The sequence below is a fragment of the Hahella sp. KA22 genome (assembly GCF_004135205.1).
In the GTDB taxonomy this organism is placed as follows: domain Bacteria; phylum Pseudomonadota; class Gammaproteobacteria; order Pseudomonadales; family Oleiphilaceae; genus Hahella.
Genome location: NZ_CP035490.1, coordinates 5,017,796 through 5,042,394, shown reverse-complemented (window position 1 = coordinate 5,042,394; position 24,599 = coordinate 5,017,796). Strand labels below are relative to the sequence as shown.

The 24,599-nt window shown below is 55.7% G+C and carries 26 protein-coding genes; 10 read left to right on the top strand and 16 right to left on the bottom strand.

What is annotated here, in order from left to right; translation table 11 throughout:
• Positions 1-4: 4 nt before the first annotated feature.
• The gene (locus EUZ85_RS22245; RefSeq protein ID WP_241566828.1) at positions 5-949 is read right to left on the bottom strand and encodes a DUF2971 domain-containing protein; all 945 of its coding nucleotides are present in this window, start codon (positions 947-949) and stop codon (positions 5-7) included.
• A complete protein-coding gene (locus EUZ85_RS22240; RefSeq protein ID WP_127972053.1) occupies positions 946-1,311 on the bottom strand; it encodes a cupin domain-containing protein in 366 nt (121 codons plus the stop codon). The genes EUZ85_RS22245 and EUZ85_RS22240 overlap by 4 nt, the downstream gene beginning before the upstream one ends.
• 425 nt (positions 1,312-1,736) lie before the next feature.
• Here EUZ85_RS22240 and EUZ85_RS22235 point away from each other — a divergent pair, with 425 nt between their 5' ends.
• Complete coding sequence (locus EUZ85_RS22235) at positions 1,737-2,174, top strand: SMI1/KNR4 family protein (RefSeq protein ID WP_127972051.1); 438 nt, start codon at positions 1,737-1,739, stop codon at positions 2,172-2,174.
• Positions 2,175-2,205: 31 nt separating this feature from the next.
• On the opposite strand, the gene EUZ85_RS22230 is transcribed toward EUZ85_RS22235, so the two are convergent.
• From EUZ85_RS22230 to EUZ85_RS22185, 10 genes are all read right to left on the bottom strand, one after another.
• On the bottom strand, positions 2,206-3,717 hold the full coding sequence (locus tag EUZ85_RS22230; RefSeq protein ID WP_127972049.1) for a cytochrome D1 domain-containing protein: 1,512 nt from the start codon (positions 3,715-3,717) through the stop codon (positions 2,206-2,208).
• Between the two features lie 18 nt (positions 3,718-3,735).
• Complete coding sequence (gene nirJ, locus EUZ85_RS22225) at positions 3,736-4,896, bottom strand: heme d1 biosynthesis radical SAM protein NirJ (protein ID WP_241566827.1); 1,161 nt, start codon at positions 4,894-4,896, stop codon at positions 3,736-3,738.
• Positions 4,893-5,426: an Lrp/AsnC family transcriptional regulator gene (locus EUZ85_RS22220; protein WP_127972047.1), complete on the bottom strand. Its 534-nt coding sequence runs from the start codon at positions 5,424-5,426 to the stop codon at positions 4,893-4,895. The genes nirJ and EUZ85_RS22220 overlap by 4 nt, the downstream gene beginning before the upstream one ends.
• Positions 5,401-5,910, bottom strand: a complete 510-nt coding sequence (locus tag EUZ85_RS22215) for an AsnC family transcriptional regulator (RefSeq protein ID WP_127972045.1) — start codon at positions 5,908-5,910, stop codon at positions 5,401-5,403. Before EUZ85_RS22215 ends, EUZ85_RS22220 begins: the two co-directional genes overlap by 26 nt.
• On the bottom strand, positions 5,907-6,443 hold the full coding sequence (locus tag EUZ85_RS22210) for an Lrp/AsnC family transcriptional regulator (RefSeq protein ID WP_127972043.1): 537 nt from the start codon (positions 6,441-6,443) through the stop codon (positions 5,907-5,909). Before EUZ85_RS22210 ends, EUZ85_RS22215 begins: the two co-directional genes overlap by 4 nt.
• A 27-nt stretch (positions 6,444-6,470) precedes the next feature.
• Complete coding sequence (locus EUZ85_RS22205; protein ID WP_127972041.1) at positions 6,471-6,977, bottom strand: Lrp/AsnC family transcriptional regulator; 507 nt, start codon at positions 6,975-6,977, stop codon at positions 6,471-6,473.
• Entirely contained in the window at positions 6,974-8,218 is a 1,245-nt protein-coding gene (locus EUZ85_RS22200; RefSeq protein WP_127972039.1) for a cytochrome D1 domain-containing protein, read from the bottom strand. Before EUZ85_RS22200 ends, EUZ85_RS22205 begins: the two co-directional genes overlap by 4 nt.
• Positions 8,215-8,577 carry a cytochrome c gene (locus tag EUZ85_RS22195; protein WP_127972037.1) on the bottom strand — a complete coding sequence of 121 codons (363 nt, stop codon included), beginning with the start codon at positions 8,575-8,577 and terminating at the stop codon, positions 8,215-8,217. Before EUZ85_RS22195 ends, EUZ85_RS22200 begins: the two co-directional genes overlap by 4 nt.
• Before the next feature lie 67 nt (positions 8,578-8,644).
• Positions 8,645-10,411 (bottom strand): nitrite reductase, encoded by a 1,767-nt coding sequence (locus tag EUZ85_RS22190; protein WP_241566826.1) that lies wholly within the window; start codon positions 10,409-10,411, stop codon positions 8,645-8,647.
• Positions 10,412-10,536: 125 nt separating this feature from the next.
• Positions 10,537-10,845: a cytochrome c gene (locus tag EUZ85_RS22185; RefSeq protein ID WP_127972035.1), complete on the bottom strand. Its 309-nt coding sequence runs from the start codon at positions 10,843-10,845 to the stop codon at positions 10,537-10,539.
• Positions 10,846-11,045: 200 nt separating this feature from the next.
• Here EUZ85_RS22185 and EUZ85_RS22180 point away from each other — a divergent pair, with 200 nt between their 5' ends.
• From EUZ85_RS22180 to EUZ85_RS22160, 5 genes are all read left to right on the top strand, one after another.
• Positions 11,046-11,840 (top strand): CbbQ/NirQ/NorQ/GpvN family protein, encoded by a 795-nt coding sequence (locus EUZ85_RS22180; protein WP_127972033.1) that lies wholly within the window; start codon positions 11,046-11,048, stop codon positions 11,838-11,840.
• Positions 11,841-11,868: 28 nt separating this feature from the next.
• Entirely contained in the window at positions 11,869-12,219 is a 351-nt protein-coding gene (locus tag EUZ85_RS22175) for a hypothetical protein (RefSeq protein WP_127972030.1), read from the top strand.
• A 97-nt stretch (positions 12,220-12,316) separates the two neighbouring features.
• The gene (locus tag EUZ85_RS22170) at positions 12,317-12,757 is read left to right on the top strand and encodes a cytochrome c (RefSeq protein ID WP_127972028.1); all 441 of its coding nucleotides are present in this window, start codon (positions 12,317-12,319) and stop codon (positions 12,755-12,757) included.
• A 24-nt stretch (positions 12,758-12,781) separates the two neighbouring features.
• Positions 12,782-14,167, top strand: a complete 1,386-nt coding sequence (locus tag EUZ85_RS22165; RefSeq protein ID WP_127972026.1) for a cbb3-type cytochrome c oxidase subunit I — start codon at positions 12,782-12,784, stop codon at positions 14,165-14,167.
• A gap of 10 nt (positions 14,168-14,177) precedes the next feature.
• The gene (locus EUZ85_RS22160) at positions 14,178-16,022 is read left to right on the top strand and encodes a nitric oxide reductase activation protein NorD (protein ID WP_127972024.1); all 1,845 of its coding nucleotides are present in this window, start codon (positions 14,178-14,180) and stop codon (positions 16,020-16,022) included.
• Positions 16,023-16,118: 96 nt separating this feature from the next.
• Here EUZ85_RS22160 and EUZ85_RS22155 read toward each other — a convergent pair whose 3' ends face one another.
• Entirely contained in the window at positions 16,119-17,393 is a 1,275-nt protein-coding gene (locus tag EUZ85_RS22155) for an O-acetylhomoserine aminocarboxypropyltransferase/cysteine synthase family protein (RefSeq protein ID WP_127972022.1), read from the bottom strand.
• A gap of 283 nt (positions 17,394-17,676) precedes the next feature.
• Between EUZ85_RS22155 and EUZ85_RS22150 the strand changes: the two genes are divergently transcribed.
• Positions 17,677-18,084 carry a YbaN family protein gene (locus EUZ85_RS22150; RefSeq protein WP_127972020.1) on the top strand — a complete coding sequence of 136 codons (408 nt, stop codon included), beginning with the start codon at positions 17,677-17,679 and terminating at the stop codon, positions 18,082-18,084.
• A gap of 11 nt (positions 18,085-18,095) precedes the next feature.
• Here the strand turns inward: EUZ85_RS22150 and EUZ85_RS22145 are convergent, their stop codons facing one another.
• The gene (locus EUZ85_RS22145) at positions 18,096-19,880 is read right to left on the bottom strand and encodes an ABC transporter transmembrane domain-containing protein (protein ID WP_127972018.1); all 1,785 of its coding nucleotides are present in this window, start codon (positions 19,878-19,880) and stop codon (positions 18,096-18,098) included.
• Between the two features lie 161 nt (positions 19,881-20,041).
• A complete protein-coding gene (locus tag EUZ85_RS22140; RefSeq protein ID WP_011398176.1) occupies positions 20,042-20,323 on the bottom strand; it encodes a peptidylprolyl isomerase in 282 nt (93 codons plus the stop codon).
• A 212-nt stretch (positions 20,324-20,535) separates the two neighbouring features.
• Here EUZ85_RS22140 and EUZ85_RS22135 point away from each other — a divergent pair, with 212 nt between their 5' ends.
• From EUZ85_RS22135 to EUZ85_RS22125, 3 genes are all read left to right on the top strand, one after another.
• On the top strand, positions 20,536-21,396 hold the full coding sequence (locus EUZ85_RS22135; RefSeq protein ID WP_127972016.1) for an MBL fold metallo-hydrolase: 861 nt from the start codon (positions 20,536-20,538) through the stop codon (positions 21,394-21,396).
• Between the two features lie 161 nt (positions 21,397-21,557).
• Positions 21,558-21,830, top strand: a complete 273-nt coding sequence (locus EUZ85_RS22130) for a hypothetical protein (RefSeq protein ID WP_127972014.1) — start codon at positions 21,558-21,560, stop codon at positions 21,828-21,830.
• A gap of 1,178 nt (positions 21,831-23,008) precedes the next feature.
• Positions 23,009-23,440 carry a lipocalin family protein gene (locus EUZ85_RS22125; RefSeq protein ID WP_164887322.1) on the top strand — a complete coding sequence of 144 codons (432 nt, stop codon included), beginning with the start codon at positions 23,009-23,011 and terminating at the stop codon, positions 23,438-23,440.
• On the opposite strand, the gene EUZ85_RS22120 is transcribed toward EUZ85_RS22125, so the two are convergent.
• Positions 23,437-24,402 (bottom strand): phytanoyl-CoA dioxygenase family protein, encoded by a 966-nt coding sequence (locus EUZ85_RS22120; RefSeq protein WP_127972010.1) that lies wholly within the window; start codon positions 24,400-24,402, stop codon positions 23,437-23,439. The genes EUZ85_RS22125 and EUZ85_RS22120 overlap by 4 nt on opposite strands.
• Positions 24,403-24,599: the final 197 nt, after the last annotated feature.

Below are 24,599 nucleotides of genomic sequence, written 5' to 3'. Positions count from 1 at the left end.
CCAATCACCGCTGCCGATAGGGAATCTGGCAATAGGTGATGCCGTGTTTGGGGCTCAGGCGGTGTTTGGTCAGGAACATGTTGAGTGAGTTCATGGACAGGTTGATGTTGGGCGTCGGCCCAAGATAAATGTGTTCGAGGTAGTGGTTATCGCTGCTGGGAGTGGTCAGGTTGAACTCGAAATAAGGCACCAGCATGGAGGCGCCTTCCCGAAACTTCACCGGAGAGTTCAGGTAATCCGTCACGCCGGGGGAGACGATGCGCCATTCCTCTTCTTCCTGAAAAGACGGATGTTTCAATATGGCGGCGATACGCAACAGGTCCGACTCGATCATTGCAAACACGCCATGGTAGGACTGCGATGGCGGGAATTGCGTGGGGCCGGCGTGTTCGCCGTGCTGTTCAGCCAGCGCCTCCACCACATCCATTACCTGGCGAATGAGCGTGGTTTGTTCCTGATGACTGTAAATGCATTTGCCTACCTGAAAGGATTGTTGGGTGGCGCACTCCAGAATATGCGCCGCGGGGAAGCCTACGCTAACCCCTTTGCCCATCGAGCTGTATCCACGCCACTGACTCAACAGATTACCGTGGGAGCGAAACGAGGCGCCAAACAGCATGTGTCCGTTGGTGATGCGATGAGCGATCCAATCCCGGAACTGGTGCAACAGGCCGGGTTTGGGATGGCCGTCGGCGATGCGGCGATCCACTTCGGCGCTAATTAAGTCTGCGGTGTGCTTCAGCTCTGCTGAGTCGTTCATATAGCGAATATCGCTGGCCCATAGCTTGCCGCTTTCCACTATGCCCAGCAGGCCAGAGAACGTGGTGTAGTGGTACAGCGTGTCGACGGGAATGTCTGAGTACAACTTGGCGGTGATGTCCTGAATCATGGCGCTCGCTTCAGTCTTTGTTTGCGTTGCAGTGGAATAAGTGGGGGGAGTCCAGGTCAAACCCAGACATTGTCCTCCGCCGTTCGTTCGCCGCCAGCGTCGCCGGTATTCGCCACGCCTTTGGGCTCAATCAGCATGACCCGGCACTCTTTTTCAGCGAAAGGCTTATGCTCCACGTCTGCCGGTACGACGAACAATTCACCCGCCTCCAGCTTTACTTTTCCATCCCGGAACTCAATACACATCTCACCTTCGATCACCATAAACACCTCGTCTGTGTCCTCATGGCGATGCCAGACAAACTCACCGTGAATCTTAACTACCTTGAACTGATAGTCGTTCATCTCGGCAATTACCCGCGGGGACCAGCATTCACTGAACTTGGAAAATTTTTCTTTTAAATTGATGGCGGTATGGTTCATTTTTCACACACTTGAGTACAGTCATACAATCTTTCAATCTAAGTCGATGTGAGAGTGTGGTCAAATTAGCATTGATGCGGGAAGAAACGAACTTCGTATGAACGCCTTTTTTAGACAAGTAGCAGTCGGCTATTTGTCTGTTGGACTAATTGTATCAAGCGTAATATTTCTTCATGGCTGTTATTCCGAGGACTCCCCCCTACGGGTTCAACAGCGAGCCGCAAGCTCGTGAAGGGTGAAATTGACGGTATGAGGGATAAATATGAATTATTTACCCCATAGCTTGATTCCTCCGACAGGCTCCGAAAGGCAATAGGTTTCCGCATATGCTGGCGTGAGGGCGTCATCTGGGACCAGGTGCTTTGCCGTGAAGGCTGAGATATTATCAGCGACATTCTTTTCATGACTTCAAAGGAATAAAAACAATGAATTTTGAAGATTTTAAAAAGTGTGTCTGTGAGGCGAAAAGCCTGCATCCTTTTTGGTTTGATTTTGAGCCGGACGACGCTCCGGACCAGGATAGCCTCATTCGCGCCGAGCGCATGCTGGAAGCTCGTTTACCGCAGGAATATAAAGACTTTTTGCTGCAGTACGGCGGCGGTTATTTCGCCTTCGGCAATGTCTTTTCCCTTGAGGAGGGCAGCGAGTGGAATCTGATTGATATTAACGCTGAGTTTGCCCATCTTCGCGCCGGGCGCGTGCTGATTTCAGAGAATAATGCCGGGGACTTTTACGGTTTCGATGTGCGGGACGGCGCTTGTCAGTCGGAACTGTGTTTTTGGGATCATCAGGACGAGACCTGGAAGCCCTCAGGCTATGCGGACCTGTACGAATACCTGTTGAAGGTGGCGCTGACCAATTGAGCGCCGCCATGAATCATTGGACGAGCCGCTGTTAATGGCTCGTCCCCCGTACATAATGAGTTTTGTTGTACACATTGTACTTACCCGACGGCTTGGACATGGGCAGTCGGGTGACTTCCTTCAGCGTTAACGAGTCATAGACGATCAAAGCGCCATCGTCCTCCCATAGGCTTACCAGCGCGAAGCGGCCATCTTTGGTGAATTCGACATGGGCGGCGGTTTTACCGGGTTCCGGGGTGAGGGTGGCGATAATTTCCAGCGTGTTTTTGTCGATGACATGGAGTTTGTCCTTGTTCGGTCCGAAGAAGACGTCCACCCAGATGTAGGGCGAGCCGTCATGACTACGGGTGAAGAATCCCGGACCCAACGTGGGGAGGGTTTTCACCAGGCTCCAGTCTTTCATGCTGATGACGGACAGTGCGCCTTCTTTGAGGTGAGGCGTCATCATCAAGGGGCCTTGCTCTGTTTCCCAACTGATGCCCGATCCCAGGTGCGGCATGCCAGGGAGGTTCAGGGTGGCGATGGTCGCGCCGGACTCCAGATCGATAACCTGACCGCTTTCCCCGCTGCGGGAAGCGCCAATCAGATGTCGGTAATCCTGATCAAAAAAGAAGTCGTCCAGATAGTCTTCGGTGGCGATTTTACGCACAGGGACATCCGGTTTATCGTAATCGATCTCCCACAGCTCCCGGATATCTTTCATGGCGGCGATGAAGCTGTGACGCTGGGGCGCTGTGTAAACGGCGCTCACTCTTGAGCTTTGTTCGCCGTCGCTGACGGGGAGGGTTTTCACCGGGCTGAGTCGGTCTGCATCCAGCAGCACCAGATTCTGCGGTAGATAATTGGCCACCATCACCCATTTTCCGTCGGCGGATAACGCCAGATTGCGGGTGTTCAGGCCGACTCGGATTTCAGCTACGGTTTTCAAGTTATAAATATCGAACTGACTGATCCAGCCGTCCCGGGATGCGAAGTATACATAGCGTCCGTCCGGCGAGAACTTGGGGCCGCCGTGCAAGGCGTAGCGGGTTTTAAAGCGGTGGATGGGCTTGAAGGCGTCGCCGTCCAGCAAGGTGGCGTGATGGTCGCCGCTTTCCACCACGATAAACAGATTCATCAGATCAGCGTCGAATACAGGCTTATCTCCCAGATCGGACTTGGAAAAGTGGATGATATGGGAGGCGCGGATATCTTCATCTGTCCATTGCGGCCTTACTTTTGAGGGTTGAAACAGATACGCCGCCAGCCGCGACGCCTCGTCCTCTGTGATAAGACCGGCAAACGCTGGCATCTGCGTAGCGGCCCTCCCGTGCAGTATGACCTCTTGCGCCTGTTTGGGCCTTGTACGTCCCAGGCTTTCCGGCAGTAGCGCCGGGCCAAGGCCGCCCAGGCGTTGGGGGTGATGGCAGGCGGCGCAATGCGTTTGATACAGCGCTTCCGTGTCACTGGCGGCGTTGTTTGAAGTGCTGTCCGCTGCTGAGGCTGGTGTGACGAAAGCGCTCAGAGTCAGTGTAGCGAATAGGAGTATGGGCGATAATTTCATTAAGGCTTCCCGTGATAATCAATGTGCGTCTGAGCTTGATCGGATTTCCGCATCTGTCAGGTAACAGCCAGGGTCCTCCGCCCAGAAGTCGCCGCCGCTTTGCGTATAGGCGCGCACGCGGGTGTTGCCGTTGCAAATCTGGCGCACGGCGCAGGCGCCGCAGCGTCCGTGCAGGGGGCGTGGCTGCGCGCGCAAACCCAGCATGAAAGTGTCTTGAGTGTCCCGCCAAATTGCGGAGAAAGGCCGCTCTTTGACGTTGCCCAGATTGTGATTCCACCAGAACGTATCCGGGTGCACTTCCCCTGTGTTATCGATATTGGCGATACCCACTCCTGAGGCGTTGCCGCCCCAGTGCGCCAGTCGCATTTGCAGTTCCTGCAGTCTGTGCGGGTAGCGCTGCGCCGCCCATTGCAACAGGAATGGACCGTCGGCGTCGTTGTTGCCGGTAACGTATTCGTTATTCCTCCCGGCGAGAACGTCTTCATGGGCGCGTTCGAATAACAGCAACATGGCGTCCCGGGTGGTTTGGTGGAAGGCATCGCGTTTGCGGTGACGTAGACCGCGTCCGGCGTAATTGAGGTGAGACAGGTAAAACTTGTCGATATCCCGATCCCGCATCAGGTCAAGCATGGCGGGCAGTTGTCCGGCGTTGTTTTCCGTCAGCGTGAAGCGTAGCCCCACTTTCACTCCCGCCGCTTTACAGTGGGCCACGCCGGCCAGCGCGGCTTTGAAGCCGCCGGGCATCTGCCGGAACTCATCGTGGGTGGCTTCCGTTCCATCGATACTGACGCCGACATAGTCGAAGCCGGTGTCGCTGATCGCTGCGGCGGTGTCGCGATTCATCAGCGTGCCATTGCTGGATAGCCCCACATAAAGTCCCAATGATTTGGCGTAAGCGCCGATCAGAAATATGTCTTTGCGCAACAGGGGCTCGCCGCCAGACAGAATCACCGCCGGCGCGCCCATCTGTTTAAGATCCTCCAGGGTGTCGAATACTTGGGCGGTCGTCAGCTCGCCGGGAAAGTCGATATCGGCGGAGATGGAATAGCAGTGGCGGCAGGTCAGATTGCAGCGCCGAATCAGGTTCCAGATGACCACCGGAGCGGAGGGTTTCGGACGCGGTTTGAAGGTTTCTTCATGCACAAGGGCGCGCATGTAATGACTGATCCTGAACATCATTGTCCTCCACGGAAGCGCATACCGGTTTTTTTCAGAATACGGGTGCTGAGTAATTGGTCGCTGGCATGGCAGGCGTCGCTCAAAATGGCGGCCATCGCCTGTAAATAACCGTCCAGGTCCGCACGGGTTTTACCGTGAATCATGGCGAACAGGTTATATGGCCACTGCGGCGGTATTCTGGGGCGCAGATAACAATGGCTGACATAGGGCAGCGCGCCGATACGCTCGCCTAACTCCATAACGCAGGCGTCATCCACATCCCAGACCGTCATGGCGTTGGCGCGATATCCCAGGCGGTAATGATTGGGCGCGGCGCCGATGCGACGGATGCAGCCATTGGCGAGCATGCGTTCAAAGCGGGCTTTAACCTCGTCCGCTGATACCCCCAGTGTCTGCGCCAGGGCGTCGAAGGGGCGTGGGACCAGTGGCAGGCCGTCCTGGGTTAACAGAATCAGTTGACGATCCAGCGGCGCAAGCGCGTCCAGGGCCTCGGTCTGGCCGGGGTCAGGCTTGGAAGTGAAGGCCAACATAAAACTCCCTCTGTTTCGGTAGATTGTGAACAGGATATCCAGACTCCAGTGCGATGGCGGCGAGCACGGCCTCGACGTCCTCCGGTTTTTCCGTGGCGACCACAAACCAGAGGTTTAACGCGTGATCGCGCTCGTAGTTATGGGCGACTTCAGGATGACGGTTGATCGTCGTCGATACCCGCTCGACGTGTTCGGGGGCGACCTGCATTGCCGCCAGCGTCAATCCGCCTCCGAGACGTTCGGCGTGGTAGAACGGCCCGAATCGGGTCAGGTAACCGGTTTGCAGTAAATGTCGCAGGCGCTTCAGCAAATCCGCTTCGCTGATATCCAATTCGCTGGCGACGGCGGCGTAAGGTTCGTCGCAGATGGGAAAACCGGTTTGCAGCCGGTTGATAAGGCGACGATCCACTGAGTCCAGTTGATAGTCGCTGGGGTCATGGGGCGTGCGCCGCATGATGGGGGGATTTATTGGCTGGGCGGTCATAGAACCTCCTTCACCGAGACGGGCGGTTTTGTATGGGCGTAGCGACCGCCGCACTGTTTATATTGGCGCAGGCTGAACAGCACGGCGCAGGGCGTTTCCTGCAGACCGCACTGGGCCTTCAGGCGATCCATTCGTTGCAGCACTTCCTCGCGGGATTTTCCGTGCAACATGCAATACAGGTTATAGGGCCAGTCCGGGCCGTCGGGTTTGCGTTGGTAGCAGAGCGACACCAGTCCCGTGCGACTGATGGCGGCGCCGAGACGATTCACTTCGCTGTCGGCGACCTCCCACACCACCATGGCGTTGCTGGTGTAACCGATTTTGTGATGATTGATGACGACGCCGAAACGGCGCGTCAGGTGTGACTGCTCCCAGGTTTGCAAAACCTCGATGACCTCCTGCTCGCTGAGCCCGCACTGCTGCGCCAGCGTCAGGTAAGGGCGTGGCGACAGAGGGATTCCATCCTGTAGCGCCACTCGCAATCGCTCTTGCGCCGATGCCTGATCAGGGGGAGGACTCAAAATTAACTGCATGGCGAAGTCTCCTGCATCATTTGCGTTTCAATCAAAGTCCGGACGAAAACCCAGGTCGATGTGGTAAGGCCTGACCATGGGAAACCGCCGGACCTTCAACCCCGTCGCCGTCTCCATATTGCGTATCACGGCGTCCAGATGATCCGCATCCGGCGCGGTGATGACGAACCACAGATTAAGGTCGTGCTCGCGCAGATAGTTATGATTCACCTCGTCATAGGCGTTGATCAGCTCGGCGATGTTCTGCAACTGCTCGACAGGCGCACGCAGCGCCGCCAGGGTGCTGGCGCCGGCGCGTCGATGGTTGAACACCGGACCGATGCGGGTGATGACGCCCAGTTGTTGCAAGCGTTGCAGACAGGTCAGCACCTCGGCTTCGGTGCAGCCAAGCTGGTTCGCCAGAGTGAAAAAGGGGCGTGGCGTCAGTGGGAAACCTTTCTGATAGTCACTGAGAATGGCTTTCTCCAGCCCACTGAGTTCAATAGTGTTTGTTGATGGCGTATGGGTGGTAGTCGGAGAGTTAAGGGCGCTCATAAGCCGATCCTGTTAGCTCTGTCGGTGAAAAAGATGCCGCTGGGGTGCGTGACGGGCAGGCTGCCGATTCGCTGCATGCTGTACGGGTCGTAAATATCCACGCGGTTATCGTCGCGCAGCGAAATCCAGAGTTGATCGCCTCTCGGCGTAAAGGCCATATGCAGTACGGCTTTGCCTGCTTCAATCGTGTTGATGATTTGCAGACTTTCCACGTCGATGACTTGCACCCGGTCGTTATCCGGGTGGGCGAAGTTGACCCAGACTCTGCGCGCGTCGGGTTGCGCCATCACGAATACTGGCTGGCTGTAAGTGGGGATGCGACGCACGATGCGCCAGTCGTAGGAATCAATCACGATGACTTCGTGGTGGCCCACGCCGGGAGCGAACAGGTAGCGCCCAGCCTGAGCCCATCCTTCCAGGTGAGGCATTTTGTAGACCGGCAGGCGCTGCTCGCCGGGACCATAGGTCGGCATGATGCGCTTCACTCCTTCCTGCGGTCGCCATAAGTCGAGCTTGGCCATGCCGCTATCGCCAAATAATCCGGCGAGGTAGTAGCGGCCTTCGGGGGTAATCAAGGCGTCATAGGGTTCACGGCCGATCTGAGTGAACTTGGTAATTTGCGGTTGCAGACCAGGCGCGGGGTCGCTGTCCGCCATATCCAATATCCATATTTCGTCGCTGTCGAACAGGCTGACGACAAAGCGGTTGCTGGGCGCATCCACCAGGCCGACGGTTTTCGATCCTTTGGCGACGCCGTTTTTTATGACCGATGTGGCTGGAATACTCGCCACCAGCGCCAAATCTTCGCTGTTGAAAATATTCACGCCACCGGGATCGTAGTTGGATACGGCCACATAGGCGCCGTCCTGGCTGATGGCTCCGCCGATGCTATTGCCGGCCTGAATGATGCGTTTGACTACTTCGCCGCGCAGCAGATCCACTTTGCTAAGGCCGCCGTCGCGACCGAACACATAACCATAACGTTGACCGCGGGAGTAGACGATGGAGGCGTGGGACAGATCGCCAAGACCCTGGATACGTTTGATCACCTGGCGCTGGCTGGTGTTGACCAGCAGGACGCTGCCTTCGGTGCGTTCGATGATCAGGCCAAGGTCTCCCGTACCGCCCTGATACCTGACATCATCGCGTGCGTCGAGGTGCGCACAAGCGCAGAGGCCCATGCTGATCAGCAGCAGGGTAAGGCGTTGGAATAACCGCAGATGGGGGATACTCGCTTTCATGGGCTTTCCTGAGTGCTAGTGTTGTCGCTGATGTAGGCGCCGCTCAACAGGTCTTGAGCGATGTGGCGAATGTCCTGCTCCGTCAGCAGATCGCGCCAGGGCGGCATGGCGGTGTCCGGTTTACCGTCGGCGATGATGAGGCGAATGGCTTCGCCGCCTAACGCCTGCATACGCTCAGGGCGTAATGAAGGCCCCAGGCCGCCTTTTAAACTAAGGCCATGGCAGGAACCGCAGTCCTGACGCACCAGGTTGCGTAATTGCGCCGCGCTGTGATTGGCGTCTGCGGCGTGGACGGATGGCGAAGCGCAGACGATTAGCAGCGCCAATGCGCCTGTGATGAGGATTACCGGTTTTCTCATGATGGATGCATCCCGACGCTGCTCGCGCGAGAAGGTCTCGTCGCGAGCGCGTTCTCCTGGTCATGAATCAGTAAATATCGTGTTGGGTGTTGTACACGTTGAACTTACCGGTCGGCGTCACCAGCCGTGGGTCCTTGATGACGGTTTTCAGGGCCAGCGTTTTGTCGTCCACCACGACAATGGCGGATTCCTGTTCCTTGCCGTTCCATACCGAGAACCAGACTTCATCGCCGGCCTCGTTGAACTCCGGTTGCACCACGCGTTTGGGGCCATCGCCCAGCTCCGCCCATTGGGCGATAGGCAGCACCTTGTATTTGGCTTCGATATCGCTGAGGTCGAATACCGCCACGGATTGGCTGATATTGGCGTCCGGATTCAGGGGCGTGTCCACGTACAGGTGTCTGGAGTTGGGGTGCGTCTTGATGAACAACGATCCGCCGCCTTGGGCGGACAGCGAGCGCACTTGTTTCCAGGCGTAATCGCCATGTTTGTCCGGGTCTGTGCCGATCACGGCGATACTGCCGTCGCCCAGGTGGCTGGTGGCCCAGACCGGCCCGAATTTGGCGTCCGTGAAGTTGGCTCCGCGGCCAGGGTGGGGAATGGCGCCGACATCGACCAACGCCTCCAGCGCGCCATCTTTGGAATCGATGACCGCCACTTTGTTGGACTGGTTGGCGGCGGTGAGGAAGTAGCGATGGGTGCTGTCCCAGCCGCCGTCGTGCAGGAAGCGCGCGGCGTCGATGGTGGTGACTTTCAGAGCGTTGATGTCTTCATAGTTGACCAGCAGGATTTTGCCGGTTTCCTTGACGTTGATAATGAACTCGGGCTTCTCATGGGACGCCACAATGGCGGCGACCCTCGGCTCGGGATGATACTCCTGAGTGTCCACCGTCATGCCGCGGGTGGAGACGATTTTCAGCGGCTCCATGGTCTCGCCATCCATGATCACATATTGCGGCGGCCAGTACGCGCCGGCGATGGCGTAGGTGTCTTCGAACCCCTTGTATTTGGACGTCTCCACCGAGCGCGCTTCCAGGCCGACTTTGATTTCCGCCACCGTGGCCGGGGTTTTCATCCATAGATCGATCATATTGACCTTGGCGTCGCGGCCGATGACGAACAGGTAGCGACCAGAGGACGACAAACGCGAAATGTGTACGGCGTAGCCGGTTTTTATAATCGTTACGATGTTCTTGCTGTCGCCATCAATCAACGCTATTTGGCCGGCGTCACGCAGGGTAACGGAGAACAGGTTTTTCAGGTTGAGCTTGTTGAGCTGTTTGGTGGGACGATCTTCCGGTTTAACTAACACTTTCCAGCTGTTCTTCATTTCCGCCATGCCCCATTCCGGCGGCTGTGGCGGTTCATGCTGCACAAATTTCGCCATGAGTTTGACCTCATCGGCGGTGAGGTCGCCGGAAGTTCCCCAGTTCGGCATGCCGGCGGGGGAGCCGTAGTTGATGAAGGCTTCCAGATAGTCCGATCCTTTGGTCTGAGTAATGTCCGGCGTCAGAGGCTTGCCAGTCGCGCCTTTGCGCAGTACGCCATGGCAGCCGGCGCAGCGTTCAAAATAAATGCGCGTCGCCTTCTGGAACTCATCCTCCGTCAGGTCCGGAGCGCCGGGAGAGCGCACAACGCGCAGACCTTCCCCTGTCATCGCCGTGGGGGCGCTTTCGTATTGTCCGGGTGGGGAATTAACAAGGTCGCTTTTAGTGTCCGCCCAGGCATGGCTTGATAAGCCGGCGACCAGGGCGAGTGAAAGGGTGGAGTAACGCAGGCGCAGTGGCCTGGACGGCGAGCGTTGGCTGCGTTTTGGAGCGCTGTTTGTATGCATAGCACTGTCCTTCTCATCAGAGTCTTGCTATTTCGATTCTTTACTGACGCAAAACCGTCCGATCCCGGACGCGCCTTGCGAAACTACGGCGCTTTTTTTAACGACGATTCAGGTGGGGAGGACTCCTATTTGAGTTGGCTGTAGTAGGCGGCGAGGTTGGCGATGTCATCGTCCGACAATGGTTTGGCCATGCTGGACATCATCGGGTCGTTGCGTTTGCCGTCGCGAAAATCCTTCAGTTGCTTGACCAGATATCCCTCTTTCTGTCCGGCCAGATTCGGCCATACGCCGTTGTTGCTGACTCCTTCCGCGCCGTGGCAACCGGCGCAGGTGGCGGCCTTCGTCTTACCGACTGCCGGGTCGCCGGCGAGGGCGTTTCCTGAGAGTGCGGCGGAGAGTAAATACACGAGTGTTGCAGGTTTGAATATTCCCATGGCTGTCCCCTTTTTGCTGCTGGGTGAATGTCCTTGAGCGCAACGAGAGTAGGTCAGCGGCGGCCGGGCAAAGTTGATGAGGATCAATGTTTTGCGAGCGGCAAGGGCAAATACCCCATCGTGGGTACATGAGCGAAAACAGGTTTCGGGTAGGGTAAAAAACAGAGACCGGACATGACCCAGCACAGGATCGTCAGCCTATGAACGCCACTCAGGACGCCCCTTTCTACCTTCCCCAAGGCGGTGAAATCGAGCTGTTTGAAAAAGCCTGCAGTCATGGTCTGCCAGTGCTGATCAAGGGGCCGACCGGGTGTGGCAAAACCCGCTTTGTACAGCACATGGCCCATCGTTTAAGCCGGCGTTTATACACTGTCGCCTGTCACGACGACCTGACCGCTTCGGACCTGGTGGGGCGTCATTTGATCGGCGGAGACGGGGCCTTTTGGCAGGACGGCCCTTTGACCCGGGCGGTGCGGGAAGGCGGGTTGTGTTATCTGGACGAAGTGGTGGAGGCGCGCAAGGACACCACTGTGGTCTTGCATCCACTGGCCGATGACCGCCGCATCCTGCCCATCGACCGCACTGGCGAACAATTGCAGGCCGCGCCGGGCTTCATGCTGGTGGTCTCTTACAACCCCGGCTATCAGAACGCGCTTAAAGGGATGAAGCCCAGCACCCGGCAGCGTTTTGTCGGCGTCAGTCTGAGTTATCCCGCGCCGGCACTGGAAGCCCGGATCGTGGAAAAAGAGGGCGGCGTCAGCCCATCGTTGGCGCGGCGGATCGTTGACGTGGGAGCGGCCTTGCGGCGTCTTGAGCAACATGATCTGGAAGAAGCGGCGTCCACCCGTTTGCTGATTTACGCCGCGCGTTTGATGGCCAGCGGGGTCGAACCGACACGGGCCTGCCAGGCCTGTCTGGTTGAGCCGTTGACCGACGACGAAGAGACGCTGCGCGCCTTATCGCAGGTGATCGATATTCACTTCGGCAGAGATTGACTGACCGGAACTCCGGATGGGAGATCTCATGCCGCAACGAGCGTATTTATGGCCTCACATTTTGTATCTGATGAACCTGCTGGCGCTGCCGGGAGCGTCGTTTTTGATCTTGCTTGGCTGGTTTTGGCGCAGTCGTCGGAGCGCGCCCGCCGCGTTGTTGGCGGCGCAGAGGATTGCGCTGATTGGCGGACTTATCAATGGCGTCCTGCTGGTGGTCTTTCCGTTGCTCGTGTTGTGGTTGAGCGACAGAGAGCCGATCACTGTCACCTTGGTCCTGGTCTATTGGGTGGCGACGCACGGCGCCTGCGTAATCTGGGGCGTATATGCGCTGACCCGCGAAAACGCCGGTCGTCCGCTGTCTATTTGGGGGCGGGAGTGAGGAGCCGTTCATTGCCGCCGTAACAAAGCCAGGTTTATCTCGAAGTCCGGACGCACCGGGCTTCCACCTCATCATCAACTTCGTCAGGGAGCAAGCCATGCCGGAAAAATTCAGTAAGAGCGCCGCCCGTAATATTTATTACGGCGGCAGTCTGTTTTTTATTCTGCTGTTTCTCGCATTGACCTATCAAACCACCCAGGCTCTACCGCAGCGTGATCACCGGGATCAACTGACTGAGGCGGTGGCCAGAGGGAAGGAAATCTGGGAGGAAAACAATTGTATCGGATGCCATACGTTAATGGGCGAAGGCGCGTATTTTGCGCCGGAGCTGGCCAATGTGTTTGACCGCCGCGGCGGCGAACAGGCTTTCACTGCTTTTCTGAAAGCCTGGATGGCGGCGCAGCCGCTGGATGTGCCAGGGCGTCGCAAAATGCCGCAATTCAACCTGAGTGACAAGCAGGTGGAGGATCTGGCGGAGTTCCTCAAATGGACCTCCAAAATCGATGACAACAATTGGCCGCCCAATATTGAAGGCTAAGCGGGACAGCACGGAGAAAAAGGCATGAAATACCAGTCACAGGCGGTAGCCAAACCCTATTTTGTTTTCGCCCTGATCCTGTTCGCCGGGCAGATCCTGTTTGGATTGATCCTGGGCCTGCAATATGTGATCGGGGATTTTTTATTTCCCGAGATTCCATTTAACGTCGCCCGCATGGTGCACACTAACCTGCTCATTGTGTGGCTGCTGTTCGGCTTTATGGGGGCGACTTATTTTCTGGTCCCGGAAGAGTGCGAAACGGAACTGCACAGCCCGAAACTGGCGTTGATCTTATTCTGGGTCTTCGCCGCGGCCGGCGTGCTGACGATTCTGGGCTATCTCATGGTCCCATACGCCAAGCTGGCGGAGATCACCGGCAACAAGTTTTTCCCGACCATGGGGCGGGAGTTTCTGGAGCAGCCCACGCTGACCAAAGTGGGTATCGTGATCGTGTGCCTCGGTTTTCTCTATAACGTGGGCATGACCATTCTCAAGGGCCGCAAAACGGTGATCAATGTGGTGTTGATGACGGGCCTGGTCGGGTTGGCGGTGATGTTTCTATTCTCTTTCTACAATCCCAGCAACCTGGCTTTAGACAAGTATTTCTGGTGGTGGGTGGTGCATCTGTGGGTGGAAGGCGTGTGGGAATTGATCATGGGCTCGATTCTCGCATTTGTACTCATCCGGGTGACCGGCGTGGATCGCGAGGTGATTGAAAAGTGGCTGTATGTGATCATCGGCATGGCGCTGATTACCGGTATTATCGGCACGGGGCACCATTATTACTGGATTGGCCCTGAGCCTTATTGGCATTGGCTGGGTGGCTTTTTCTCCGCACTGGAGCCCTTGCCGTTCTTCGCTATGACCATTTTCGCCTTTAACATGGTCAACCGTCGGCGTCGGGTTCATCCCAACAAGGCCGCCACGCTTTGGGCGATGGGCACAGCGGTGATGGCGTTTCTGGGCGCGGGCGTCTGGGGCTTTTTGCATACACTGGCGCCGGTCAACTATTACACCCATGGCTCGCAGATCACCGCCGCCCATGGCCACATGGCGTTCTATGGCGCCTACGCGATGATCGTGCTGACTATTATTTCTTACGCAATGCCGGTATTGAGCGGGCGCACCGAGGGCAACAGCAATCGCTCCCAGGTGGTGGAAATGTGGGGATTCTGGTTAATGACTGTCGCCATGGTGTTCATCACGCTGTTTTTGACGGGGGCCGGCATTCTACAGGTGTGGCTGCAGCGTCTGCCGGAGGCGGCGGGAGCCTTGCCGTTTATGGTGACCCAGGAAAAAATCGCCGTTTTCTACTGGTTGCGGGAAGGCGCGGGAGTGGTGTTTCTGGTGGGACTGGTCTGTTACTTCGCCAGTTTCTTTGTAAAAGGCCCGCAAACTCAGTCTGCCTGAGCCATTCGTCATGTTTGAAGTGGAAGAGTGGGTCGGCGGTCTCTGGCATCGGGTAGTAACCGGGTATGCGGACGACCGTTACGCCGGGGCGGCGGTAACCTTGACGCAGATGCGCAAGGAAGTGGGCGTCCTGTACCGCGCCCTGGGCGGTGAACGCGCTGTGCGCATTGAGGCCGCCGCTGAGCGGCCCGTTACGCTGCCGCGTACATTATGGCAGCGTGTGGCGGGTAGTCATCGACGTCTGGCGCTGGCTTATCTGGATGAGGAAGTGCTGGCGCTGCCGGAGGCGATCGCCCTGTTTCCCAAGGCTGAGCTGAATCGGGAAATCTACAGGATGTTGGCGGCGGTGGCGGCGCAGTCGCTTCCGGGCGTTTCCGGGTGGGCGCAAAACGCCTGCCTTCGATATGCCGCTCTGCGCGCCGCCTATCCAGCGATGCGCGCGCGGTATGACGCCATGGTGTCTGCCTATATCCCCTTACGCGCGACACTTGAAAGCCTCCCGCCGACGCTGCAGGACAAAGAGTCTCGGTTGCGTGCGGCGATGCTGTCTCCCGAAACAGCCTTGATCCAGGATGCGGATATCGATGGCCTGCAGCCCCCACCGTTCTGGTTGTATTCCTCCCTGCGGGCTTCTGATATGTCGGTGCGACGAGATGTGGCGTCGGACGCACAGATGCAGCGGCCACCGGCTGCGCCAGAAGAGAAAGTGGAAAAGAAGGCGAAGGGAGAATACGTACAGGACCACGACGGCGACAAAGGACTGCTGGTATTTCGTCTGGAGAACCTGTTTAGCTGGTCTGAATACCTGAAGCTGGATCGCACGGCGGACGACAGCACGGATGAGGATGCGGCGCGCATCGCTGAAGATTTGGATCATCTCAGTCTGTCCACCCAGGAATTCGGCGGCGGTCAGCGTATCAAGCTGAACCTGGACCTGCCTTCCGCCAGCGAGGACGACACGCCATTGGGGCCAGGTTTGCATCTGCCTGAATGGGACTATCGCAGCCGACGACTGCTTCCAGATCATTGTCTGCTACAGCCGATGCTGGATCATCGCGCGCCGCCCTGTGCGCCGCCATCCCGTCTACGCAGAGTGGTGCGAGAGGTGCGCGCTCGCTTCGAGATGATGCGCCCCATGCGCGTTTGGCGTCGCAATCAGGCGGACGGTGAAGAAATCGAAATGGAGCGCTGGAACGAATTCTGCGCCGACCGAATCGCCGGAGGCGCCGTCGAGCAGCCCATGTTTAAGAGCTTTAACGGACGTTTGCGGGATTTGGACTGTCTACTGTTGGCGGATCTATCCATGTCTACTGACGCCTATGTGGATAATGACAGGCGCGTGATCGATGTGATCGGCGACGCTTTGCTGCTGTTTTCTGAAGCGCTGGACGCCGTTGGCGATCGCTTTGCTTTATACGGTTTCTCTTCCTGCAAACGCCAGCATGTCCGTTTTCATGTCATTAAAAACTTTGCCGAGCCCTACACAGATGTTGTGCGGGGCCGAATAGTCGGGCTGCGACCGGGGTTTTATACCCGCATTGGCGCGGCGATTCGCCAGTCCACAATCATACTGCGGGACCAGAAGGCGTCGCGGCGGCTGTTATTGATTCTCACCGACGGCAAACCCAATGACCTCGACCTTTACGAAGGCCGTTACGGGCTTGAAGACACCCGTCAGGCGGTTCTGGAAGCGCGACGGGCGGGGCTGATTCCGTTCTGTATCACGGTGGACAAAGAAGCGGGAGAATACCTGCCGTTCTTGTTTGGCGACAAAGGCTATGTGCTGGTCAACAATATTGAGCGTCTACCGCGGGAACTGCCGCAGTTATACGCCACGTTGATGGAAGGGAAGTGATTACTGGGTAGGTCTATAGCGCGCCCGCCGGATAATCGGCGGCGCGCTACATCAGTCTTCATCTTGCAGACAAATAGCGTCTTTAAATTGCGCTAACTACGGTGTCGCCTGCGCCAATGCCTGCTCCAGGTCGGCGATGATGTCGTCCTTGTGCTCGATGCCGATGGACAGTCTTACCATATCCGGAGAAACGCCAGCCGCGGCTTGTTCTTTTTCATCCAGCTGCCGGTGCGTGGTGGTGGCGGGGTGGCAGGCGAGGGTTTTGGCGTCGCCGATATTCACCAGCCGCTTGACCATCTGCAAGGCGTCGATGAAGCGGCCGCCTGCTTCTTTGCCGCCTTTGATGCCGAAACTCAGCACAGATGAAGGTTTGCCGCCCATATACTTTTGCGCCAGCTCGTAATAAGGACTGCTCTCCAGACCGGGATATTTCACCCAACTGACGCTGGGGTGAGACGCCAGGAACTGACATACCGCCATGGCGTTTTCCACGTGTCTCTCCATCCGCAATGACAGGGTTTCGACGCCTTGCAGAATCAGGAACGCGTTGAATGGAGACAGGGCGGCGCCCATGTTGCGCAACGGCGCGACCCGCGCGCGACCGATAAAAGCGGCGTCGCCCAGGGCTTCGGTATACACCACGCCGTGGTAGGACGGATCAGGCTCGTTAAGCTGCGGAAAGCGGGGATTGTCCTTCCAGGGGAAACGGCCAGAATCAATAATCACGCCGCCGATGGTGGTGCCATGGCCGCCGATATATTTGGTTAATGAGTGCACCACGATATCCGCGCCGAAATCGAAGGGACGGCACAACACGGGAGTGGCGACGGTATTATCGACGATCACCGGTATGCCGTGTTTGTGGGCGATTGCGGCGAGGGCTTCAAGATCCGCCACGTTGCCGGCGGGGTTGCCGATGGACTCGCAAAAAACCGCTTTGGTATTTTCATCGATCAACGCTTCCAGGGAGGCGGGATCGTCGCTGTTGAACATGCGTGCAGTGACGCCGGATTGCGGCAGTGTGTGGGCGAACAGGTTGTAGGTGCCGCCATAGAGCTGATTGACGCTGATGATATTGTCGCCAGCGCGGGTCAGCGTTTGAATCGTGGCGGTGATCGCCGCCATGCCGGAGGCCATCACCAAGGCCCCAATGCCGCCTTCCAGCTGCGCCATACGTTGCTCCAATATGGCGTTGGTCGGGTTCATGATGCGGCTGTATATGTTGCCTTCCACCTTCAGGTCGAACAAATCAGCGCCATGCTGAGTGTTGTCGAAATAGTAGGAGGTGGTCTGATAGATCGGCGCTGCGACGGCATGGGTGGTCGGGTCGCCGGCAAAGCCGCCGTGAATGGCGATGGTTTCTTGTTTCATGGATCTCTCCGCTGCGCGTAAGGAGTGGGTTTGCTCTGTGCTTGTTCGCGTAAGCCCCCAAAGAGACGGGCTAACTATTTGTATCGTTTGGAGAATCGTTGATATTAACAACGGCCCGCAACAGAGTGTACCGCTCGTTGGCGCAGGTCAATATGCCGAGTGTCTGAATTTGCCTTGCTTCCTGTTTGAAACTAGCATTGGCGATGTGGGCCCTCCTGAAAACGAGCTGGTTGCCGTTTTACGGAGTTTTCCTGGATTTCACTTTCTGGATGACTGGCGCGACATGCGTAAACAATCTCTTCACATACTGCTGGTCGTCGTTGGCTGGACTTCCGTTGTGCTTGGCGTCATTGGCATTGTGTTGCCGTTATTGCCCACCACGCCCTTTATTCTGCTCGCCGCCGCCTGCTTCGCGCGTTCCTCACCGAAATTCCATCACTGGCTGGTGTCCCATCGTCATTTGGGTCCAATCGTGAAGAACTTCGAGTCCGGGCGCGGCGTCACCCGCAAGGTGAGATTGCGGGCGTTGATCTGTCTGTGGGTGGGACTCTCCATTTCCATGGTGGTCGTCGGCAAACTGTGGAGCCTGATTATGCTCAGCGGCATTGGCGCCTGCACCACCTTATACCTGTGTCGTTTACCGACGTATGAAGAAGAGGACACGGGCGAGCCCGAGTCCCAAGCGAACTAACCGGCCCCGAATTACTCCACGACCGGCTCTTCCCATTCCGTATTGAATTGCAGGTCCGCCAGACGCGCGTACAGTTCGCTGTCGCGGATCAGCTCGCTATGGGAGCCCAGGGCTTCCAGGCGACCATGATTCAATACGGCGATGCGGTCCGCATTTTTCACTGTCGCCAGACGATGCGCGATCACCAGCGTGGTGCGCCCTTCCATCAAGCGCTCCAGAGCCTGCTGCACCAGATATTCGCTTTGTGCGTCCAACGCGCTGGTGGCTTCGTCCAACAACAGAATAGGGGCGTCGGTGAGTATAGCGCGTGCGATGGCGATGCGTTGCTTCTGACCACCGGACAGGCCTAGCCCGGCGTCACCCAACCGGGTTTTATAGCCCTGTGGGAGCGCGGCGATAAAATCATGTGCGTTCGCGGCTTTGGCGGCGGCCTCGATTTCCTCCTGAGTGGCGTCTGGTTTGCCGTAGCGTAAATTGTCTTCAATGGAGCCGAAAAACAGCGCTGGCGTTTGCGACACCAGGGCGAAGCAACGACGTAAATCCGTAGGCTCAAGCTGCCGAATATCCACGCCTTCCAAGCGGATTTCTCCGGCCTTGCAATCGAAAAAGCGCAGCAGTAAGTCAAACAGGGTGGACTTGCCAGCCCCGGATGGTCCGACTAACGCCAGAGTTTCTCCTGGCGCAACGTCGAGATTCAGGTGGTCGATGGCGTTCGCGTCCGGCCGCGCCGGGTAGGAGAAACTGACGTCGCGAATAGACAGATTGCCGGGGATCAGCTCAGGAAGACTCTTCACGCCGAATTGCGGCGCCGTGATTTCATTCTTCGACTGCAACAGCTCCACGATACGTTCCGCGGCGCCGGCCGCCCTTTGCAGTTCGCCGATTACTTCGCTGACGGAGCCTACCGCCGCGCCAACTAACACGCTGTAGAACACGAACGCCGCCAGTTCGCCGCCGCTGATGCGTCCTTGGATGACATCCAGACCGCCGATCCACAGCATGGCGCCTACCGCGCCTAGCACCAGAACGATGACCACTGTCACCAGGATGGCGCGTTGTACGATACGCTCCTTGGCGACGTTGAAGGCGTCTTCAACGTGCTCCGAAAAGCGTTGTTTATCCAGCTTTTGATGGTTGTAAGCGTGAACGGTTTTGATTTGTCCAAGCACTTCGCCGATATAAGAGCCGACATCCGCTACTTTGTCCTGGCTGCGCCTGGACAATCCGCGCACCCGTCGACCGAATATCAGAATGGGAGACACTACCAGAGGCACGGAAATCATGACGATGGCGGTGAGTTTGGCGTTGGTGATGAACAGCCAGATGATGCCGCCAATCATCATGATGATATTGCGCAGCGCCACAGAGACGGAGGAGCCGATGACTGATTGCAGCAGTGTAGTGTCAGCGGTGAGGCGGGATTGAATCTCCAGCCCGCGATTGCTTTCAAAGAACCCGGGATGCAGCTCAATCAGATGATCGAACACCTTGCGGCGGATATCCGCCACCACGCGCTCGCCCAGCCAGGTCACCCAGTAGTAGCGGGTGAAGGTGCCCAGCGCCAGTGCGACGATCAGGCCCAGAAAGATAAGTACATAGCGCGACAGCATCTGCTCGGACTGCGTCGCCAGGCCCTGATCGATGAGCAGTCGCACGCCTTGTCCAATGGACAGGGTGATGCCTGCGGTGAAAAACAGCGCGCAGAGTGCGAATACGATTTGTCGTTTGTAAGGAAGAATAAACTCAAGCGTGGCTTTGAGCGCCCCGATGCGGGCTGTAGAAACGTCTTGCTGCATGGGCGGACCGTTGTGGGGTGGTCAGATAAAAGGTTGAAGTTATTTATGGAGGGAAAGTCGGGAAATTTAAAGAGGGAAAGTGGAAAAAGAGAAGCTGATTACAGATTAAAGGGGGGGGGAGGAGAGAAGGGCGACGTTATGACGCATCGCCCCCGGCGCTTTTAGTCAGTGCGCTTGGTGACTTCCAGCAGGTGGTAGCCGAACTGAGTCTTGACTGGACCCTGAACAGTGCCGACTTCCGCACTGAAAACCACTTGGTCGAACTCTTTAACCATTTGGCCTGGGCCGAATTCGCCCAGTTCACCGCCATTACGGCCGGAGGGGCACTGAGAGTGTTCTTTGGCCAGAGCGGCGAAATCCGCTCCGTCTTCGATCTGCTTTTTCAGATCGTTGCACTGATCTTCACTGTTTACCAGGATGTGACGCGCGCTAGCCCGTGCCATGGCAGTCTCCTCATATTTACGTGGGTTTAAACGGGCGCATTAAAGCACAGGAAATGCCTGAATGCGAGGCTAAACGCCTGTGGCGTCATCTTGCCGATTAAATATAACGTTAACCATCCGTTAACCAATTGATTCCTAGGCTTTCGTCTCTTCTTCGGCGAATACGCTTTGCCGTACGGGAGCGATAAAACCAAGTAAATGAGGAGACTGAAATGTACAGTATTATTATTCGGGTATTGGCGGCGGCGCTAATGATCGGTGATGCCGCGGCGGCGGAAGTCACTGAGTTGAAGCAGGGCGCGTACGCAATTTCTGAAGCCGGCGTCACCAGCCTGGTGCTGCTCTCCGAGGATGGCGTTTTGATAACCGATCCTGCGACTCCAGAAAGGGCGAAAGCGCTGCAAGCCGAAATCGCCAAGCTGACTTCTCGCCCAGTGACCCGGATCGTCCTGTCCCATGAGCATCTGGACCATGTCGGCGGTACGGAGGCGTTTCCCGGCGCGGAAGTAATTTGCCACATTTCCTGCAAAGCCGTTTTTGATCTGGATGTCACAGGCGCTGCTCCGAAAAAGGTGCATGCGGTCTTCGATGACCGACATAGTTTCCAGTTTGGCGGACGTAAAGTGACGCTGATTCACGTCGGGCCCGCGGACGGCTTCGCATCAACCATCATTCACCTGCCCGAAGACGGTATTGTCTACAGTGCGGACCTATATGCAGACCGGTACATTATCCCAGGCGTATGGATGGACAACGACAATTATCTGGGCGTGCGAAAAGCCCTCAAACTGATGCAGGACCTGAAACCACAGATCGCGGTCAACGCACACTCAACCTCCACATCCGTGCAGGCCCTGCAGGAAAACGTAACCTTCGTGGAAGATCTCTTTCAACTGGTCTCTGCGCAGATTAATAAAACCATAACCACCAAAGGCCCCGGAGCGGTCATGGACAACATCCCACACTGGTCGCAAGAACTGAAACTGGATCAATACAAAGACTGGAGCAACTACGCCACCGAATTCCCAGCCCATGTGCGCCGCATGGCGTTGTCTATTTATCATGGTGGGTGAAATCAGGCTTTGATTGAGCTTTGCAGGGACGCAATGCTTGGAATGGCGCTAGTTTGGACTGTGTAAGCGACTACTTGATAATCGACACTATCTGAAAATTGAATATAGTGGTTCAGGGCGTTCAAATTTGAGTTTGATGTGAAGATAGAATGGAGCAATAGATGAGTGAATATAACATCGAGGATAAAATAGAGGGAGTGATAGGAAAAACCTTCCCCATAGGAGAAGGTGACAGGTATGGGAGTTTCAGAGAACTCAGTTCCAGTGACTATGAAAAGGTATCAAGTTTGGTGGATATTAATAAAACACTAGCGGTATATTACCTAAAAAGGAAGCTGATTGGTTTTGATGTCAGCATAATACTGGACTTTATTGAGTGTGTTGTTTGTGATGGCGAAGATATAGGGGGATGGGAGAAAGAAAGATATGAGTAGCTTGAAATCTAGAAAAACGCTCAAGATGTCTAACGGAGATTGGGGTGCTTTTATTAATGGCTATGATCCGTACTATCCATACTGTAATGAGTGATAAAAATACTGGACTCTCTGGAGTATAGATGATTAGGGGGATGGTAGAGCTATTACGTGATATAAAAGAACATAATAAAAGTAAGGTTATGAGCCAAATTTTAGCAGTGCCAAGGCTTAAGAGGAGAAACGAAAATGTTCCTGGGCTTTTTCTTATAGGAGAAATATCGAACCCAGAATATCCAGAGCGAGTGAATTCATTTAGAAGAATTTGTTGAGGATGTTATCTGTGAAGGTAAAGATCATAAGGTATGGGGAAATATAGTAAATTTAGCAGTCGATCTTCCACTAGATAAGCTCGTTACAATAGGTTGTGATGAGATTGCTGAGTTATTAGTGGGTGATGGAAATGTTTCTGATATTGTACGTGTATCACCTTAAAAAGCTCGAATTTATAGTCCTGTTTTTTCAGGTGGAGCTCTGATTTATACAAAAAAAGACCATGATTATCGCGAACTTCCACCGAAAGGGCTTGTAATAGTTGGTGATAAAGCTGTTGAGCCTGTATCGGACATAAATATAGCCTACCGAAGAAACTTTGCGGCTCGGCTGTACAATAAGATTTCTGGATCTGGTTCTCTAGACAAAGCGCTTACCGGTTTGGATTTACTTAGATTCTCATTTCCTGGCATAGACGACAGGGCATTCTCTATTGATGCAGTAAAGGCCGCCAACGGATTAATGACTGAGATTCGTGAAGGTCTGGGAGCAAATGATATTGCTGGTTTCACTGCGACGGACGCTCAATATAGGTAATCTGTTTAAGGTGAGAGTTTTGCGTTCCAAGCTTTTAATCTCCTCACAGATTAGGCTGGGATGAGCTTTGAGGTAGCCTGGAAGTTGTTCGAAAAAACCTTTTAGGGCCTAGGGTTGGCTCGTCTTAATCTGACATGCCCGCTGCTGAGTGACTAATTGCTGGGCTAATTTGCTTTTCCCCCAATCGCCATCTAAGAATAGGGTGTGCGTAAGCATGCGTGGTCGCTCAGGATGGTGGCGACGGCCTCGGTTAATACAAGAACATTTCACAAAGAGATTGGCTCTCCCTTATGAAACGGATTTATAGCTTTTTCTGTTTAGCGGCTGCTATGTCGCTGAATGCGTGTAATGCGGATGTTGAGTTGAAAGGGGACGCAACCAAAGCTAAAGCGGCTCTGGTGGGCGTTTGGCAGGGTGACGGTAGTGCGGACGACGAAGGCAATTACTCTGGACTTGAGGAGTATTGGAAAATCACGCGGACAGCGGATGGTCGTTTTGAGCAGGAATATCTGTCCATGGATATGTCTGCGAAAAAGTATACGCTGGTGCTTGAGAAAGGCGCATGGGATTACGAAGGCGGTATGTATCTGGAGACGCATGACGACGGCAAGTCCAACTCGTTTCGGGTGATTTCCATTACTGAGGACACCTTCCAGTATAATTTTCCGCAGGACAGCGATGACTTCTTTATTGAAGAAGGCAAAGCCGACAGCGGTTTTGAGTTGGTCAAGCCGCCGTCGGAGTTCGCCAAAGCGGATTAAGCCAGCTCGACGCGACTCTCGCGCCAGGACTTCAGGCCCAATAGCTTCTCGCCAAGCGGCGTTAGTTGGGCTTGCGGATAACGCGTTTTCTCCCACTCTCTGGGATCGCCGGGAAATGCGAATCCCTGCGGAGGCGTGTGCTCACGCCATGAAGTCACTCGCCACTGCCGCATCTCTTCATCGGACTCATCCGCTGGCGCCATAGAGATGTACTGGGCCATACGCACTCGGTCAGACCTGTTGGGGCGAATGCCATGGGCCAGCAGGCTGTTGAAGATAAGCAGGTCTCCCGCGCGCATTGGAATGAACTCTGGCTCATAGCCTGTCAGATCGGGAACCCAGGGATCGCGGCCGGCAGGCTGGCTTTGTTTCCACCGTTCAAAGTCGTGAAAAAGTTGCGGTACGCACTGAAAGCCGCCGCAATGCTCGTCCGTATCCGACAGCGCCAATACGCCTTGCACGCCAATAGGGGGCGGGTTCATTGTCGAGTCTGCATCCCAATGAATGAACCCGCTGAATTGGCGTCCGTCGCGATTAGGCGTGTTCAGGTTAGCGCGGTCAATGGTGACCCATAAATCTTCGCGGTCCCATATATCTACGAATGCGTTATAAACGCGTTGTGTCTGACGGCTGTCCCACAGCGCCTGATGGTGGTAACACTCCACCATGCCGCTGTTGTTGAGTTCCTTCATTTCATGCTGACGCAATTGCGGTTTACTCCAGGTGGCGGCGTCCTTTGGGTCCATTTCCGTAAACTCCCAAAGCAACGATTGCACCGCCTGCACCTGTTTCGCATCCACTGCATTGGGAATGATGACGTACCCCCATGCGCGCCAGAACTCAAAATCAGATTCGCTGAGCACGCGTAAAGGAAGCTGTTTGCGGATATCTTTCAACTGCACGCCGCCGGGGGCGGAAACACTGCGATTACCGGGAGCTTTATAGTTATAACGCTGGTTCATATTGTTATCTCCTGTTCTTGCCTGCGCTGATACTGATTGGGAACAGGATTATTCTGCTTGGCGTAACCGGAGACAGGTTGTGGAAAAAGGGCGGAGAATGATACTTTTCAGTCATTTCTAATGACTCTGTAGCCAAGATAGTATGACTCCGGTGGGTGTTTTGCGATGATGGCCAGACAATTCGGCGGTGCGGTGAA

Coding starts and splice junctions, on each gene's coding strand:
- EUZ85_RS22240 (WP_127972053.1), bottom strand. CDS start 1,311: ATGAACCATACCGCCATCAATTTAAAAGAAAAATTTTCCAAGTTCAGT.
- EUZ85_RS22235 (WP_127972051.1), top strand. CDS start 1,737: ATGAATTTTGAAGATTTTAAAAAGTGTGTCTGTGAGGCGAAAAGCCTG.
- EUZ85_RS22230 (WP_127972049.1), bottom strand. CDS start 3,717: ATGAAATTATCGCCCATACTCCTATTCGCTACACTGACTCTGAGCGCT.
- nirJ (WP_241566827.1), bottom strand. CDS start 4,896: ATGATGTTCAGGATCAGTCATTACATGCGCGCCCTTGTGCATGAAGAA.
- EUZ85_RS22220 (WP_127972047.1), bottom strand. CDS start 5,426: ATGTTGGCCTTCACTTCCAAGCCTGACCCCGGCCAGACCGAGGCCCTG.
- EUZ85_RS22215 (WP_127972045.1), bottom strand. CDS start 5,910: ATGACCGCCCAGCCAATAAATCCCCCCATCATGCGGCGCACGCCCCAT.
- EUZ85_RS22210 (WP_127972043.1), bottom strand. CDS start 6,443: ATGCAGTTAATTTTGAGTCCTCCCCCTGATCAGGCATCGGCGCAAGAG.
- EUZ85_RS22205 (WP_127972041.1), bottom strand. CDS start 6,977: ATGAGCGCCCTTAACTCTCCGACTACCACCCATACGCCATCAACAAAC.
- EUZ85_RS22200 (WP_127972039.1), bottom strand. CDS start 8,218: ATGAAAGCGAGTATCCCCCATCTGCGGTTATTCCAACGCCTTACCCTG.
- EUZ85_RS22195 (WP_127972037.1), bottom strand. CDS start 8,577: ATGAGAAAACCGGTAATCCTCATCACAGGCGCATTGGCGCTGCTAATC.
- EUZ85_RS22190 (WP_241566826.1), bottom strand. CDS start 10,411: ATGCATACAAACAGCGCTCCAAAACGCAGCCAACGCTCGCCGTCCAGG.
- EUZ85_RS22185 (WP_127972035.1), bottom strand. CDS start 10,845: ATGGGAATATTCAAACCTGCAACACTCGTGTATTTACTCTCCGCCGCA.
- EUZ85_RS22180 (WP_127972033.1), top strand. CDS start 11,046: ATGAACGCCACTCAGGACGCCCCTTTCTACCTTCCCCAAGGCGGTGAA.
- EUZ85_RS22175 (WP_127972030.1), top strand. CDS start 11,869: ATGCCGCAACGAGCGTATTTATGGCCTCACATTTTGTATCTGATGAAC.
- EUZ85_RS22170 (WP_127972028.1), top strand. CDS start 12,317: ATGCCGGAAAAATTCAGTAAGAGCGCCGCCCGTAATATTTATTACGGC.
- EUZ85_RS22165 (WP_127972026.1), top strand. CDS start 12,782: ATGAAATACCAGTCACAGGCGGTAGCCAAACCCTATTTTGTTTTCGCC.
- EUZ85_RS22160 (WP_127972024.1), top strand. CDS start 14,178: ATGTTTGAAGTGGAAGAGTGGGTCGGCGGTCTCTGGCATCGGGTAGTA.
- EUZ85_RS22155 (WP_127972022.1), bottom strand. CDS start 17,393: ATGAAACAAGAAACCATCGCCATTCACGGCGGCTTTGCCGGCGACCCG.
- EUZ85_RS22150 (WP_127972020.1), top strand. CDS start 17,677: ATGCGTAAACAATCTCTTCACATACTGCTGGTCGTCGTTGGCTGGACT.
- EUZ85_RS22145 (WP_127972018.1), bottom strand. CDS start 19,880: ATGCAGCAAGACGTTTCTACAGCCCGCATCGGGGCGCTCAAAGCCACG.
- EUZ85_RS22140 (WP_011398176.1), bottom strand. CDS start 20,323: ATGGCACGGGCTAGCGCGCGTCACATCCTGGTAAACAGTGAAGATCAG.
- EUZ85_RS22135 (WP_127972016.1), top strand. CDS start 20,536: ATGTACAGTATTATTATTCGGGTATTGGCGGCGGCGCTAATGATCGGT.
- EUZ85_RS22130 (WP_127972014.1), top strand. CDS start 21,558: ATGAGTGAATATAACATCGAGGATAAAATAGAGGGAGTGATAGGAAAA.
- EUZ85_RS22125 (WP_164887322.1), top strand. CDS start 23,009: ATGTCGCTGAATGCGTGTAATGCGGATGTTGAGTTGAAAGGGGACGCA.
- EUZ85_RS22120 (WP_127972010.1), bottom strand. CDS start 24,402: ATGAACCAGCGTTATAACTATAAAGCTCCCGGTAATCGCAGTGTTTCC.